General features: G+C 61.5%; 9 protein-coding genes. 2 read left to right on the forward strand and 7 right to left on the reverse strand.

Features of this window, described 5'->3' with window-relative positions:
- Position 1: 1 nt before the first annotated feature.
- From SINAC_RS22895 to SINAC_RS22910, 4 genes are all read right to left on the reverse strand, one after another.
- Positions 2–421, reverse strand: a complete 420-nt coding sequence (locus tag SINAC_RS22895) for an HNH endonuclease (RefSeq protein WP_015247963.1) — start codon at positions 419–421, stop codon at positions 2–4.
- Positions 405–746 (reverse strand): hypothetical protein, encoded by a 342-nt coding sequence (locus SINAC_RS22900; RefSeq protein WP_237722851.1) that lies wholly within the window; start codon positions 744–746, stop codon positions 405–407. Before SINAC_RS22900 ends, SINAC_RS22895 begins: the two co-directional genes overlap by 17 nt.
- Positions 747–815: 69 nt before the next feature.
- The gene (locus SINAC_RS22905; protein ID WP_237722852.1) at positions 816–1,727 is read right to left on the reverse strand and encodes a metallophosphoesterase family protein; all 912 of its coding nucleotides are present in this window, start codon (positions 1,725–1,727) and stop codon (positions 816–818) included.
- A 133-nt stretch (positions 1,728–1,860) separates the two neighbouring features.
- Positions 1,861–4,281, reverse strand: a complete 2,421-nt coding sequence (locus SINAC_RS22910; RefSeq protein ID WP_015247966.1) for a DUF3536 domain-containing protein — start codon at positions 4,279–4,281, stop codon at positions 1,861–1,863.
- A gap of 463 nt (positions 4,282–4,744) precedes the next feature.
- Between SINAC_RS22910 and SINAC_RS22915 the strand changes: the two genes are divergently transcribed.
- A complete protein-coding gene (locus SINAC_RS22915; protein WP_015247967.1) occupies positions 4,745–6,829 on the forward strand; it encodes a PAS domain S-box protein in 2,085 nt (694 codons plus the stop codon).
- A 171-nt stretch (positions 6,830–7,000) separates the two neighbouring features.
- Positions 7,001–7,819 (forward strand): ThuA domain-containing protein, encoded by an 819-nt coding sequence (locus SINAC_RS22920; protein ID WP_015247968.1) that lies wholly within the window; start codon positions 7,001–7,003, stop codon positions 7,817–7,819.
- A gap of 44 nt (positions 7,820–7,863) precedes the next feature.
- On the opposite strand, the gene SINAC_RS22925 is transcribed toward SINAC_RS22920, so the two are convergent.
- The 3 genes from SINAC_RS22925 to SINAC_RS38165 all read right to left on the reverse strand — a co-directional run bounded on the left by SINAC_RS22925 (position 7,864) and on the right by SINAC_RS38165 (position 15,279).
- Positions 7,864–8,352 (reverse strand): hypothetical protein, encoded by a 489-nt coding sequence (locus SINAC_RS22925; RefSeq protein ID WP_015247969.1) that lies wholly within the window; start codon positions 8,350–8,352, stop codon positions 7,864–7,866.
- A 126-nt stretch (positions 8,353–8,478) separates the two neighbouring features.
- Positions 8,479–10,383: a hypothetical protein gene (locus SINAC_RS22930; RefSeq protein ID WP_015247970.1), complete on the reverse strand. Its 1,905-nt coding sequence runs from the start codon at positions 10,381–10,383 to the stop codon at positions 8,479–8,481.
- Between the two features lie 531 nt (positions 10,384–10,914).
- Positions 10,915–15,279, reverse strand: coding sequence for an SdrD B-like domain-containing protein (locus SINAC_RS38165; RefSeq protein ID WP_015247971.1), 4,365 nt, complete (start codon positions 15,277–15,279; stop codon positions 10,915–10,917).
- Positions 15,280–15,296: the final 17 nt, after the last annotated feature.

Consider the following 15,296-nt stretch of genomic DNA (forward strand, 5'->3'; position numbering starts at 1 on the left):
ATTACTTTGCCGATCCCCGATCAGGAGGAAACGCCCCTTCGCGGATCAGCACTTCGCGCCAGGCCACGAACTCAGGGTGGTTGATCTCCAGAACCGCAATTGTCGCCCGTCCGATGCGGCTGTGCCCGATCAGAAACGGGCCATCCCATGCGAAGTGTCGTTTCCATCGGTCTTTTCGGGGGTGGAATAGCCGTACGATCCGCCCGGACTGTGGGTCCACCCCGGCGATGTTAGGCCCCTTGTAGCTGTTGCAGAAGAAGCAGGCAAGGGCCAGATTGTCGGCCGTCGTTGTCCCTTGGTGCTTACGGGCGATGACGTGGTCGATTTCGAACGTCAAGGGCGAGAAGTCTCGAGGAAGCTGGCAGTATTCGCAGCGGGATTTGGCCCGTCGCCAAACAAGTTGCTCAAGTATGGTGTCCATTGGCGGCACCCAAGCCCGCACGGCTTAAAGAAAGCCGGGCCTTCGACCAAAGGACGCCCAGCATGTATCCTGCCCGCCGGTAACTCTCGATTTCAGCCTGCTCGTCAGGGGTCAGCGTTCCTTCCTGGGCCTTGAGGGAAAGCTGGTGCATCCGTGCTTTGTCGTCGTCATCGAATTGCAGGCTGAGAATCTCACGGGCCGCGGTCGGCGAGAAATCGCTGTGATCCGGCTTAATAAGCCGTCCGAAGACGGCGGCGTCAGTCTGAGTCATCGGTGTTGGTTGCATCTGAGTTTGCTCCTGCGGCTCACTCTCATGACTGTACACCCTCCCACAACTCCCCCGATTTGCCAAGTAAAGGCGTCACGGGGGATGCGGTTCTGTTCTCCACGAGCCTTACGCTTCACGCCAACGCAAGGCGATCTGCTGACGGTCGGCTTCGCGATTGCCTCCGATGCAGCGGAGTTCGAGCTGGCCGCCTCCTGGTTCGGGACGGAACCGGCACCAGCCGAGCGGCTGATTCGGCGCGAAGGAGTAGGCCACGGCGGGGAGGTTGATCATGTAGAGACCCTCCTCCTCCTGACGGACGCTCCAGACGTGGGTGTGGCCGAAGACCACGCCCTTGACCTGGCGACGAGGGCGGAGGATGGCCAGAAAGGCCTCGGTGTCGAGTAGGCTTGGGGGTGGCGGTTGCACCGGCACCGGATTGTGATGGACGACCACAAGGGTGGGTTTGTCGGGCTTTGCGTCCAGCTCTGTGGTGAGCCAGTCGAGCTGGGCGCTGCCGAGCTTGCCGGGGGTGACGTTGCACTGGTCGAGCGAGTCGAGCACGACGAACCGCAAGCCCGTCCCGTCGATTGCTTCGACCTGCTTGTCAACGACTTGCGATTCGTTCGGGATGACGCCCTGGAGCACCTCGCGGAAGTTCGTCCGGTCGTCGTGGTTTCCCAGGCCCAGGTAGATCGGGAGCCTTGCCTTACGGAGTGGGTCGAGGAGCGAGACGACGGTGCGGTAATCGGCGGTTTCGCCTTTCTGGAGGGCGAGGTCGCCGTCGATCAGGACGGCGCGAGGCGCTGCGTCTGCGGCGAGGATGTCGGCCACGACGGTGCGTAGGTTGTCGGCCATGACCTGTCCGCGCAACCGGGTCGACGGATCGGCCGCGATGTGGATGTCGGAGACCAAGGCATACCAGGCGCCTGGGTCTTCAGCCGGAGCGCTCCTGGCGGCTGTTCCGAGGAGCAGGGATGTCCCGCCGGCGGCGAGACCGGCCAGGAACTCGCGGCGGCTCGGTGGATAATGGAGGGACACATCGCTCCCGGCGGATTTTGTCGGAGACGTCGCTGGCAAGATCTGGAGCGGCATCGAACGGATCCCTCGACGGAGGTTGGGTGGACAGGTCCCACTCGACAAGCTTAATCGATCGCGGGTCGGCCGCAACTGATCAAGGACGCCAGCCGAGCAGGTGCTGGCTCATGTTCAGCTTGACGGCCAGGCTGGCGAAAACATTTTGGAGCGGCGGATTCATGGCGTTCGAGTCGGAGAGCTGGACGTAGGCGTCGAGCAGTTGGTTTTGCACTTGCCAGAGGTCGGGGCTAAGCCCCAGGAACGTGGCCGCGTCGAGTAGGAGAGCTGCATGGGCGACGATCGCGGCAAGGTCGGCGTCGGGGGCGAGACCACGGAGAATCCGTTCGAGGGCCTGGGAGATCGACTGCTCCAACGGCTCGCGCTCGGGTTGATAGCCCCAGGTCCGGCCGCGCTCATAAAGCCCCTGGATTCGCGCGAGGCTGCCATCCGGTTGGAGTTGCGCGAGTTCCTGGCTCAGCTCGAGGTCGAGGTAGGACGACGCGGCCTCGCGGAGCGGCTTCGGGATCGGGTAGTGCATTTGGCCGAGGCGGTTGAGCACATCGTCGTCTACTGAGGAGAGCCGCTCGAAGGTGCGCTGATAGTCTTCGATTCGGTCCTGAAGGACGATGCCGATGATTCGCCGCTGTTCGTCGACGAACAGGTCGTCGAGCCGGCGAACCGTTCCCTCGAATTCGCGGGCCACCAGGGTGGTGACGTCGGCCATCGAGCCGGTCCTGTAGACCTTGATCAATCGTTGCTTGAAGTTTTCATACTCCTTGACGGAGTCCATGGAGCGGAGGACCGTGTGGAAGTCGAGGCCGCCGTAGTGGATCACGACGAACGCGGTCTCGGCTTCGTCCCAGGTCTGGTCCGAGCGGACGCGGAGCCGACCCACAGCCAGGTGGCTGGCGCCTCGACCTCGGACCTCCTGGTCGAGGACGTCGAGGTTGAACGAGTAGAGCTGCGTGTTTGTTTCGCGAGGGGGGAAGATCAGGCTCACGGCATAGTGGGCGAGGACCCGGTCGAGGTCGACCACGGCGGGGCGGATGACTTGCTCCCAGACCCCGCGCCCGTTCTTGAACTCGGGAAGGTTGCTCAGGGCCGGTTTGAGCGCCTGGGCGAACTTGCCTTCGAAGTCGCGGTGGAAGTGTTTGGCCATATGCATGGCGCGGGCGGCGTAGTGGAGGCACTGGGTCGCCTCGATGCCGCTGATCTCGTCGAAGAACCAGCCGCAGCTCGTGTACATCAGCATGCCGTCGCGCTGCATTTCCAGAAGGCGGAGGGCGTCGCGAATCTGGGTGTCATCCAGGTCGGGGTGGCCCTGTTCCTTGAGGAAGTGGCGGACCGAGCGGGGACTGCGATCGAGGATCACCTCGATGTAGGCGTCACGTGCGGCCCAGGGGTCGGGGAAGCACTCACGGCCCCTGGTGGCGAACAGGTGATCAATCTGCTCCCGGAGCAGGTCGAATGCCTTGCGGAGCGGTCCTCGCCATTTCTGGTGCCAGTCGCCCCGGGTCCGGCAGCCGCAGTCGGAATTCCATCGTTCGACGCCGTGGGCGCAGCTCCAGGCGCTCTTTTCGTGGATCTCGACCTCCCACTCCGGCGGGTAAAGCTCGAGGAATTCGCCGTAGTTCGTCAGCCGGATGCTCGGGTCGCGACTCAGCCTGTCGAGGACGTAGGCCAAGGCCATGTCCCCGTGCGGGTGATGGTGGCCGTACGACTCGCCGTCGGTGGCGATGTGCATGAGCTGGGGGTGGTTGCGCGCCTCGTCGAACCCCCGGAGTAACCGATCGAGAAACTTCTCGCCGCTGTCGAGCAGCCGTTCGAACGCGACCTGCCGCGAGACGATGCCGTCGTAGAAGAAGATCGCCAGCGATTTTCCGGAGGGAAGCCGGATCGTATACGCGCGGGAAGGGTCGATTCCGCCGGGGTTCTCGGCCCAATCCTGCTTGCCGACGGGCCGCCACCGTTTCGCCTGGTGGGGCGCGAGCACGGTGAACCGGATCCCGGCGTCGGCGAGGGCCTCGAGCGAGGCGACGTCGACGGCCGTTTCGGCCAGCCACATGCCTTCGGGGTTGTGGCCGTAGTAGTGGCGGAAGTCGGCGATCCCCCAGAGCACTTGCGTCCGCTTATCGTGGGCGTTGGCCAGGGGGAGAATGATATGGTTGTAGACTTGGGCCAGGGCGTTGCCATGCCCCCCTCGGCGCTCGCGGCTGAGGCGGTCGGCCTCAACGATGCCGGCGAGCACGTCGGGTGCTGAGGTTTTGAGCCAGGAGAGGAGCGTTGGCCCGAAGTTGAAGCTCATCCGGGCGTAGTTGTTCGAGAGATTGAGGATTTGGCCCCGGTCATCGAGCAGGCGTGACCGCGCGTTGGGTCCGTAGCATTCGCGAGTGATCCGCTCATTCCAGTCATGGTCCGGCTGGGCGGAGTCTTGGACTTCAACGACATCAAGCCAAGGGTTTTCGCGGGGGGGCTGGTAAAAATGACCGTGGATACAGAGATAACGCGGTGAACTCATACGTGTCCTCAGCCCTTCAAGCCGATCCGCCCTGGCGGCGACGCTCGTGGATTCCACGGCGATTTCCCAGTTCCAACCGTAGCATTTTGAACCCTCAACCAACAACGTCTTCCGGTTCTTCCCACGGTTCCTGCCCCGCTACCAACGCGGGAGTCGAGGGGCCGTGCCCCGACCTGGTTCGTGAAAAAAATGATCGGTATGCCCTCATGTCTCGCGGTTGACCGGTTCGATGACCCCTGTTAGCATCCAAGACGATAGAATAAGCAATAGGGGTTGGCGGTAAGGACGACTCTCGCTTTCGGCTGCGGCACCGAGATTTCGTCTGACATCAATGTCGGAACACGTCCGTCTTCCTTTCCCCGCCGCGAGGATTGCGCGGGTGACTTCACAAAGTGCTCCGCTGGCCGGGGGAATGTCTTCGGGCAAGTCGGGGTGCCGTTGTGGCTCCCTTGGAGTTCCGACCATGGAGTTTGCCCGAAACCAGGATCGCGACAGGCCCATGTCGTCGGGGCACGAGTGGAGAACCGGGACGCTTGACGCGGTGCTCGCGGCGACCCCCGACTGTGTCTATCTCTGCGACCGTGCCGGGACGATCCTCTACGTGAATGTGTCGGGAGCCGAGCACTGGGGGCTCGAGCGGGAAGAACTGCTCGGCATGACCTGGCCGGAGTTGGGCCTCCCCCGGGCGACGATTGAAACTCTGCGCGTTCAACGCGAGGCCGTTTTCGACACGGGACGATCGCTCGTCAGCGAGGTGGAGTTGACGGCGCAGGGGGTTACCAACACCTGGCAGACGATGCTGACGCCCATGCAGGGCGAGGGGGGCCGTGTCGAGGTGGTGGTCATCGCGTTTCGCGATATCAGCCAGTCGAAGCGGGCCGCGCTCGCGCTTCGCGAGAGCGAAGAGAAGTACCGCCTGCTTGCCGAGAACTCCACCGACATGATCTCGCGGCATGAACCTGATGGGACGTATCTTTATGTTTCGCCTGCCTGCCGTACGCTCGTGGGCTATGAGCCCGAGGAGCTGATCGGCCGCTCGCCCTACGATTTCGTTCATCCCAATGACCTGTTCGAGCTCTCGACGACGCATGAGCGAATTCTCGAGTCGACCGAGACGTTCACGATCGTCTTTCGCGCTCTCCGTAAGGATGGCCGCCTGATCTGGTTCGAGTCGACCGTCCGAACGATTCGGGATCCGACCACCGACGAGGTCGTCGAGATCCAGTGCGCCTCGCGCGACGTCTCGGCGCGGAAGGAGGCGGAGGAAGCGCTTCGAGAAAGCCAGGAACAGCTCCAGGCCATCCTCGACAACTCGACCGCCGTGATCTACGTCAAGGATTCCGAGGGCCGCTACATCCTTGTCAATCAGTGGTATGAGACACTGTTCAAGCTCCCGCGCGACTGGATTATTGGGAAGACCGATCACGAGATTTTTCCGCGCGAGCAGGCCGACGTGGTGCGGGCCAACGATCGCGAAGTTCTTTGCAAAGGAAAACCGATCGCGTTCGAGGAGGTGATCCCCCACGATGAGGGCCTGCATACCTATATCTCGAACAAATTCCCCTTGCGGACCTCGTCGGGCTCCCCCTGGGCCGTCGGCGGGATCTCGTCCGACATCACCGATCGGAAGCGGACTGAAGAGCAACTCCTCCGCCAAAACGAGCTGCTCCTGGAGGCGGTTCGCTCGGAGCGGCAGGCGCACGATGCGCTCAAAAGGGCGGAGAGTCAGCTCGTTCATGCCGAAAAACTCACCGCCCTGGGGCAGCTTGTGGCCGGGGTCGCCCATGAGATTAATAACCCGCTGGCCTTCGTCACCAGCGACGTCTCGGTGCTCAAGCGAGAAGTGGGCCACCTCCGCGACTTGCTCACCCTCTGCCTCGAGGCATCCGACACCCTGGCCGTCCACCGCCCGGAACTGCTCGCGAAGATCCGCGAACTCTCTGAACGGGTTGATCTTCCGTTCATGCTCGAGAATCTGGATGGGTTGCTCAACCGTTCGAGCGAAGGGCTGAGGCGGATCCGGCAGATCGTCAAAGACCTGCGCGACTTCGCTCGCCTGGATGAAAGGGATTTCAAGGACGTGAACCTCAACGAGGGGATCGCCTCCACGGTCAACATCATCCGAGGCCGGGCGCGCACCAAGGGGGTGGAACTGACGACCGATCTGACCCCCTTGCCCACCGTGGCCTGCTACCCGGGCGAGCTGAACCAGGTTCTTCTGAATTTACTCTCCAACGCGATCGACGCCACCGACCCAGGGGGCCGGGTGACGGTCCGGACCCATGCAGTGGAAAATGGGGTCGAGATCCAGGTTGCCGACACGGGTAAAGGGATCGATCCGGTCATTCGCCACAAAATCTTCGACCCGTTTTTCACCACCAAGCCGGTGGGTGAAGGGACGGGGCTGGGCCTCTCGGTCAGCTATGGAATCGTCCGGTCTCATGGCGGGACGATCGACGTCGAGTCGGAACCTGGCCAGGGAGCCACCTTCATCGTCAGGCTCCCACTCAAAGCGGCCGAAGTCGAGCCGACGACCTCGATCCTCTGAGGTTGTCTCCCGGTGGACTCCTCTGTGGGGGGAGGTGCCTCTGAGCAAGACGGGCCGGCCCTTGGTCACGGGCTACCGTCCGCTCATCCGCTGAGATAGGGTAGGACCCGAGATCTTCCGGATCTCGCTCTCTCCCACTCTTTTTTCAGCGACTTCGAGGAGACTGTGACGATGCGCCTGCTTCCAAGGTGGCTCTCGCTGATGGCCGTTGCCATCGGGGTGGTTTTGCCCCCGTCATCACCGGCAAGAGCCGACGATTCCACGCCGGGCAAGCCCTTGCGTGCGTTGCTCATCACGGGGGGCTGCTGCCATGACTACGACGCCCAGAAGGTGATCATCTCCCAGGGCATCAGCGCCCGAGCCCCGGTCGAATGGACGATCGTCCACGAGGGGGGCACCTCCAATGATCACAAAATCAGCATCTACGCGAATCCCGACTGGGCCAAGCCGTATGACGTGGTGGTCCACAACGAATGCTTTAGTGGAGTGGCCGACCGCGACTTCATCAAGCAGGTGGTGGCCCCGCATCACCAGGGGACTCCGGGGGTCGTGATCCACTGCGCGATGCATACCTTTAGCACCCTGAAGACTGATGAATGGCGCGAGTGTGTGGGCGTGACCACGCGGCGTCATGGTCCGCAACAACCGCTTGAGGTCAAGAACCTCGCTCCCGATAACCCGATCATGAAGGGTTTCCCCGCCGTCTGGACCACCGGGAATGAAGAGCTCTACGCCATCGAGAAGGTTTGGCCCGGCGCTGTGCCGCTGGCCCAGGCCTACGCGCTCGACAACAAGAAGGATCACGCCGTCATCTGGACCAACACCTTCGGCAAAGGGCGAATCTTCGGGACCACGATCGCGCATAACAATGCGACGATGCGCGATCCCGTGTATCTCAACATGCTGACGCGCGGCCTCCTCTGGGCGTGCGACAAGCTCGAGAAGGATGGCACGCCCAAGCCCGGTTACGGGGCTGCTTCGGCCGACTGAGTCTTGTGCTTGAGATCAAAGCGACAAGGGGCCGGCCCGACCGTTCATCGTGGACGAGCCGCGCCGGTCCCGGAATACTGACTGGCTGCGCCGGTCCTGGGCAGCGGGTTGGCTACGCCGGGCCTGCCGGCAATCGGTGTTCGGGAGCCTCGGAGCAGGGTCCCCTCGGCCAAAGCGCTTTGGACCCCCAGCGGCGTCAGCCCCAACCCCATCAGGGGATTCGTGTCGCCCACGCCGGAAATGAACGGGGCCTGGAGCCCTGGTGGATAGGCATTCCCGAAATAGCCGTAGCTCGTCGGGGAATAGCCGTATCCAAGGCCGAGGCCAAAACCCAGGCCGCCTCCGTAGCCGTAGTAGCCCATGGAGGGGTATCCATAGCCGTACCCGAAGCCTGGGTAACCATAGCCGTACCCGAAGCCTGGGTAACCATAGCCGTACCCGTAAGCCTGAGCGGAGGAGCGGGTTGCCGGTACGGTCAGGACCAAGAACGCGAACGCCAGGATTCGGATCGGCTTGGGAAGCTGAGTCATCATCGCGGGTTCCTCCTCGTTGGTCGTGCGCTCCGGTAGGGGTGACGGCTCCGATGCCGTGCCCGCTTGTCCTCCTCCACATTTTCATTATAGTGCGAAGTCACACGAAACGAACAATCCCCGCTTGCCTCACGGGTGAGCGAAACTTCCCAGGCGCGTTGGGTTTCGCCAGACTCGGCAGAATGCGGCTTCGGTCCGATGATAGCCAGGTTCGGGCCAGGTGGTTTCCGTCGAGTAGCCCCGTGACTTGCCGTCGGGGCTCGTGAATTCGTAGAGAGGTGCGGTCGTCGCTGGTGGATTCTGAGCGTCGGCCGGCAAGGCGTGGAACATGGGGGAGGAATCCGCTTCGTCGGGATTCGCGTCGAGAACCAGCTTCGTGGTGCCCTCGGTCTTCCTTGCGAAGACCGGCACGGTTTTGATCCCGGGATGCTCCAGGGCGAAAAAGGCAACGGAAGCAGAGGCTCCGGCAGGCTCACCGTCTTTGCCGCGTGACTGGCTCAGGACAAACGTTCCGTCCTGGCGGTAGACGGCGACCGGGAGATTGAGCCGAGGGTCGGCCAGGTCGAGCTGGTACATGACTTGGTTGTAGTCATAGCGCGGAGTCGCGTCCGTGTTGCTCGAGAACGTGTGGGTGTATGTCCCTTCGAAGAAAATCCGCTTCCCCCCCTCCTGGTCCAGCATCGGGTGCTGTTTCGGGTTGTAGAAGCTGTAGTTGTCGTGAGTGACGACCTTGCGAGCGTAGACCCAGGGGCCGAGCGGCGAGTCGGCCGCGGCAAACCAGACTTCGCCGAGGAACGATGTGCCTCCAACTTCGACCGTGATCATGACCCAGCGCTTGAGGGAGTCGTTCCAGTAAACCGACCCCCCGTGTGCGGCGACCGCCTTGCCCGTGTCGGCGTCCTGCAACGCGAGCAGAACTTCATCCGGCTTGAGGAGTTCCTTTTGGATGAGCTTCGCCTGCTCGGTCGCGTACAAGGCGGGCGTGTCGGTCTTCCAGGTATAGCGGGCTGAACCATCCTCGGCGCGGTCGATCTTCGGTGTGTCCAGCCGGCTCCCTTTCATCAGGCAGGTGAATGCCTCGTACCGCTCGGGCCGTGCGAGCGATTCCGGGTCGGCCTTGACCCGGACCAGAGGGTACGGCCTGGCAAAGTAGACATACTCCACGCCGTCGACAACCTTCAGGAAGGGGTGCCCGCCGAGAAGGGCAGGGCTATCCAGAGGGAAGGTCGTGACCTTCTTGAATCGCTGAGTTATGTTGTCGAATTCGACAAGTCCACGTTCATAAACATCGAGAAGATTGCGGATCTTGGCGTATCCGGCGAACATCCGTTCGCGGCCGGACTCATCGCGAATGGCGACGAGCCCGTCGATCCAGGTCGGCCCGCTGCCGGGCATCTGGGCCTCGGCGCGGGCAAAGCCGTCGTCTCCCACAAAATAGTCGAGGTCGACCCCGCGTTTGGGATCGAGTCCGCCGTCGGCCGGGAGCAGCGAGGTGGCACCTGGGACGTTAAAGTTTCCCAACGGGTAGCCGGGGCGGTTCGTATCGCCCCAAAACCAGTAGATTTTGCCTTGATAGACCGCGTTAACCACGCTGTCCGAGCCCAGGACCTTGCCGTTGAGGACCGGCTGCCGCAAGGGATTCGAGTGGCCCACGAGCAGGCTGTCGCGGTAGATTCCCCCTCCCGTGACTCGGTAGAGCCGCTCGGCGATGTTGATTCGCTTGAGCTTCAACTGGGCCGATCCCCCTTCGCAGACCGCAAGCGCTTTCCCACGGTAACCGAAGCCGTCCTTGGGGAATTCATAGCCGTGGCTCCGGACGTTGAAGAAGACGGCCTGATCCATCAACCCCGGCTCCCCGAAGGCCGCGATCCCATTGCTGTCCGTGACCAGCCGGATGTCGTTCACTGTCTTGAGCTCGACGAGCGGAACTCCGCGGCCGGTCTGTTCGTCGACGACCTCGATCGTAAACGGCCGAGGTGCAGCGGGGGCGGCGGCGACCAGCGACAGCATCAAGAACAGCGCGGCCTGGGTCATCGTCTTGATTCTCCAACGTTAAGGATCGCCTGGAATCCACCGGGTTGACCTTCGGGCGTGTTCACCGCTGGGTGGTTGTGATCCACCCGAACGAGAATCGCTGCCATTTAATTAAGGATCACCCCGGACCGATCTCAATGATACTGCAAAGCGAACGGAATCGTCTTGATCCCGTTCTCTTGATCCTTCGTTGGCGAACTTTATTTTGGAAGCCCCTAGAACAGGCGGGCATCTTGTGGCCCTGGAGGGGCGACCGTTCATAGCCAGAGGCGTAAGTCTCTGAGAATAATGATGCGCAAATAAAAAAGAGTCGCAGCCATGCGTAGTCTGCAATGCGCGGGCATGACGAATCCTATCCAGATATTACGCACCTGGCTATGAGCGGTCGCCCCTCCGGGCCGATGGCAAGCTCTCTGATTATGAAAAATAGACGTGATTGAGCTTGCGATCCTGAATTAAAAAAAGCCGTCGCGGCAAAGCCCCAAGGGCTTGCCACGACGGCCGACTTCGTTGCTCGGCCTTGATCGAGGATTAGCTGGCCAAGGCACCCGCGGCATTCAGGTTTGTGAACAGCGTGGTGGCATTGGTGCGGTTGGAGGCCAGCACTTTGCCGTTCGAGGAGGTGGCGTTGGCCGCTTTCAGGATGACCCAGAGCGATTGCTTGGCGTTGCTCAATCCGATGGATGACCCATTGGAACTAACGTTGAACAATTTCTGAGCGATCCCGAGGAACGAGGTGTTGAACCCGTAGGTATAGCCTGCCATACCGGCGAGGTTGACGTCCGTCACGTAGACCGACAGGGCTGTGGCCAGGACCTGGGCCTCGAGTGCCGTGCTCGACGCGGCCTTGAGCGTCTTGACGTACGTCGCGACATCGGCATTCGTCTTGCCGGCGAGGCTACCGTAGAGGTTGGAGAAGTTACTCGACAGCCAGTTGCCGAGGTTCAACGCGTTGCTCGAGCCGTTGAGGCTCTTGATCAGGTTTTGGCCGTTGGTGCCGCTCCAGAAGGCGACCGTGCCGGTATCATCGGCGCTCAGCGTATTGCTGTAGGCCTTGCTGCCGCCATTGTCTGCGCTGAAAAGGCGGCCCTGAGGAGTGTAAAAGATGTTACTGCCGTCGGGACCGAATCGATCGATGACCTGTCCGCAGACGAAGTCGACCTGGAAATAGCTGTCGGGAACGTCCACATTGAGCGAGTAGCTCCCGTTGCTCGTGTAGGTCATCGTGACCATGTCGAAGACTTCTTGCTTGTACGCCTGCGATGCCACAAACGTGGAGCCGGGCGCAGTGTAGCTCACCAGCGAGAAGGTGGCCGGATTGCTCGAGGAGGCGTTCTTCACGGTGAATTTGGCCGTGACCGTATCGCCCGGGCTGACGTTGCCGCGCAGGTCGCTGACCTGCTTGCAACCATTAATGATATAGACAATATTCGAGATCTGGCAGCCGCAACCGATTTCCGCATTGGCAAAGTCGTTGCCGCCCGAGTCGTTCCCCGCCGTGACGGTCACGACGTACGAGTCGGTCAAAACGGGGCCGGTTCGAATCCAGCCCGTCGGAACGACTTCGCGAATGGTGTAGGTTCCGGGTGTCAGACCGGTGAAGCTGTATGTACCATCCGCGGCGGTCGTGGTGGAAATATCTCCCGAGTCGAAAATTTTGTTGTTGTTCTTGTCGATGTAGATCTTCACGCCACCAAGAGGCGTGTCGTCACCAGTCAGTCCGTTGCCCGTGAGGTCGCGGAACTTCGTACCGCTGATGGAACCGAATCGGCAGAGTCCCGCATCGACGGTGTTGTCCGTTTGTCCGCTGACGAGGGCGTAGCTGCCGGTGATACCTGTGGTTGTATCGGCATCACTATCGCTGGCGTCGTTGCCGATGTTAGCGACGGTGAAGACGTATCCGGTCGGGGCCACGAATGCGACGCTGTAGCTTCCCGGTGCCAGCCCGGTGAAGCTGTAGATGCCGTTTGCATTGGTCGTGGTGGTCGCGATCACGTTACCACTGCTATTGCGTAGCTTGACGGTGACACCGGGGACGCCAGGTTCTCCGGCATCCTGCTGTCCGTTTCCGTTGCGGTCTTCCCAGACTCGATCGCCGATGGCTGCCGGGCGGTAGAGCCCTGCGTCGACGGTGTTGTCCGTCTGTCCGCTGACGAGGGTGTAGCTGCCGGTAAGGCCAGTGGCCGCATCGGCATCGCTGTCGCTGGCGTCATTGCCGATGTTGGCGGCGGTGAAGACGTATCCAGTTGGGGCCACGAATGCAACGCTGTAGCTTCCCGGTGCCAGCCCGGTGAAGTTGTAGATACCGCTCGCATTGGTCGTGGTGGTTGCAATCACGCTGCCGCTACTATTGCGTAGCTTGACGGTGACGCCTGCAATGCCGAGTTCACCGGCATCTTGTTGTCCGTTTCCGTTGCTGTCTTCCCAGACTCGATCGCCGATAGCGGCTGGTCGATAAAGTCCTGCATCGACAGTGTTGTCCGTCTGTCCGCTGACGAGGGTGTAGCTGCCGGTGATGCCTGTGATCGCATCGGCATCGCTATCGGTGGCGTCGTTACCGATATTGGCGGTCGTGAAGACGTATCCGGTCGGAGCCACGAATGCGACGCTGTAGCTTCCCGGTGCGAGTCCAGTGAAGTTGTAGAAGCCATTGCTGTCCGTCGTGGTGGTCGCGATCACATTGCCGTTGCTATCTCGCAGCTTGACGATGGCGCCTGCGATGCCGAGTTCACCGGCATCTTGCTGTCCGTTTCCGTTGCTGTCTTCCCAGACCCGATCGCCGATGGCCGCCGGGCGGTAAAGTCCTGCGTCGACGGTGTTGTCCGTCTGTCCGCTGACAAGGGTATAGCTGCCAGTGATGCCTGTGGTCGCATCGGCATCACTGTCGGTGGCATCGTCGCCTCTGTTTGCGGTCGTGAAGACGTATCCGGCCGGAGCCACGAATGCGACGCTGTAGCTTCCCGGTGCGAGCCCGGTGAAGTTGTAGAAGCCATTGCTGTCCGTCGTGGTGGTCGCGATCACATTGCCGCTGCTATCTCGCAGTTTGACGATGGCGCCTGAGATGCCGAGTTCACCGGCATCCTGCTGTCCGTTTCCGTTGCGGTCTTCCCAGACCCGATCGCCGATGGCCGCCGGTCGATAGAGCCCTGCATCGACGGTGTTGTCTGTCTGTCCGCTGACGAGGGTGTAGCTGCCGGTAAGGCCAGTGGCGGCATCGGCATCGCTGTCGGTGGCGTCGTCGCCGCTGTTTGCGGTCGTGAAGACGTATCCGGCCGGAGCCACGAATGCAACGCTGTAGCTTCCCGGTGCGAGTCCAGTGAAGTTGTAGAAGCCATTGCTGTCCGTCGTGGTGGTCGCGATCACATTGCCGCTGCTATCTCGCAGTTTGACGATGGTGCCTGAGATGCCGAGTTCACCGGCATCCTGCTGTCCGTTTCCGTTGCTGTCTTCCCAGACTCGATCGCCGATAGCGGCTGGTCGATAAAGTCCTGCATCGACAGTGTTGTCCGTCTGTCCGCTGACGAGGGTGTAGCTGCCGGTGATGCCTGTGATCGCATCGGCATCGCTATCGGTGGCGTCGTTACCGATATTGGCGGTCGTGAAGACGTATCCGGTCGGGGCCACGAATGCGACGCTGTAGCTTCCCGGTGCGAGCCCGGTGAAGTTGTAGAAGCCATTGCTGTCCGTCGTGGTGGTCGCGATCACGTTGCCGCTGCTATCTCGCAGCTTGACGATGACGCCGGGGATGCCGAGTTCTCCGTCGTCCTGCTGCCCGTTTCCGTTGCTATCTTCCCAGACCCGATCGCCGAGTGAGGCGGAGGCGGGCGCCGCGGTGTTGGCGAAGTTAAAGCTTCCTTTAGCGATGATATTCTGGCGCGCTGGAAGAACCGTATCGAGGTTGATCGCCAGTTCGTTCTTGCCGCTCGCATCGGCCAGGAAGAAGTCGCGGGCTGCTAAAAGATCGCTGTAATCCTGAGGAGATGTGCGGGCCGGGTCGTAGCCGAGGACCTGGAAATTGCTGCCATATTCCAACGTCCAGATCGCGACCTGTAATCCCGAGGTGCGTGCCTTGAGCGAGAGCGGCTGGAGTACTGCGGGAAGACTGCTCGTTTGGTCTAGGCTGGTCCCATAGTGGTTATACAGGTAAGCAATTTTTCCGCCATTGGCTGGTAAGGAGGAGATGGGGGTGGGGGTGACCTGCGCTGTATCCAGGTCCGTGTCGAGTTCGACGCAAAATGTGTCGAACTGTGTTGTCACCGGTCCTGGGCCAGCGGAGTCGCTCGTGAGGGTGAATTGGAACTTCGTGGGGGTTGTGAAGTGCGGGAAGTTCGAGTTCGACAGCTCTCCCGGGTCCTGGATGCCGTTGCCGTTGATGTCGTTGAAGAGGTTGATTTGGAGTCGGTCGTAAGGGGTCGTCGCGCTCTGGTAGGTCGCCGTGATCTTGGCGGGGTCGATCGTCGTCACTTGGATTGCGTTGACGGCGACCGATGTGGCTGGGTAGACCTGAGACTGGATTTGCGTTCCGGAACTCTGGTAGGCGGCCGGCGGCGTCTGGACGAGCACGTAGGTCTGACCGGCCTTGAGGTCGTGCTTGCCGGTGATTGGGTCAATGACGTTGCTGTCATTAAATGTGTAGAAGCCATTGGCATCGGTCGTCGTCTGGCCGTATTGCACCGTCCGGGTCGCGTCGTAGAGGGTGATTGTTGCCCCTTGCACCCGCTGCTCCGTTGGACCGAGCAAGCCGTTGTGGTCGGAGTCGACAAACGAGGTCCCTTGAATGAAGACGTTGGCAGCCAGCAGTTGCCGCCTCTCGAACGTTTCGAGCGTCGGCTTATAACGGCGATTGGACACGAACGATTGAACTCGATTGCGGGCGAACTTACGTAGGCTTGGCATGGAGGTAAATCCCGTTG

It is taken from the genome of Singulisphaera acidiphila DSM 18658 (assembly GCF_000242455.2).
Lineage (GTDB): Bacteria > Planctomycetota > Planctomycetia > Isosphaerales > Isosphaeraceae > Singulisphaera > Singulisphaera acidiphila.

Excerpts from the sequence above, each read along its gene's own strand:
- SINAC_RS22910 (WP_015247966.1), bottom strand. The coding sequence starts at position 4,281 with ATGAGTTCACCGCGTTATCTCTGTATCCACGGTCATTTTTACCAGCCC.
- SINAC_RS22915 (WP_015247967.1), top strand. The coding sequence starts at position 4,745 with ATGGAGTTTGCCCGAAACCAGGATCGCGACAGGCCCATGTCGTCGGGG.
- SINAC_RS38165 (WP_015247971.1), bottom strand. The coding sequence starts at position 15,279 with ATGCCAAGCCTACGTAAGTTCGCCCGCAATCGAGTTCAATCGTTCGTG.
- SINAC_RS22930 (WP_015247970.1), bottom strand. The coding sequence starts at position 10,383 with ATGACCCAGGCCGCGCTGTTCTTGATGCTGTCGCTGGTCGCCGCCGCC.
- SINAC_RS22925 (WP_015247969.1), bottom strand. The coding sequence starts at position 8,352 with ATGATGACTCAGCTTCCCAAGCCGATCCGAATCCTGGCGTTCGCGTTC.
- SINAC_RS22920 (WP_015247968.1), top strand. The coding sequence starts at position 7,001 with ATGCGCCTGCTTCCAAGGTGGCTCTCGCTGATGGCCGTTGCCATCGGG.
- SINAC_RS22895 (WP_015247963.1), bottom strand. The coding sequence starts at position 421 with ATGGACACCATACTTGAGCAACTTGTTTGGCGACGGGCCAAATCCCGC.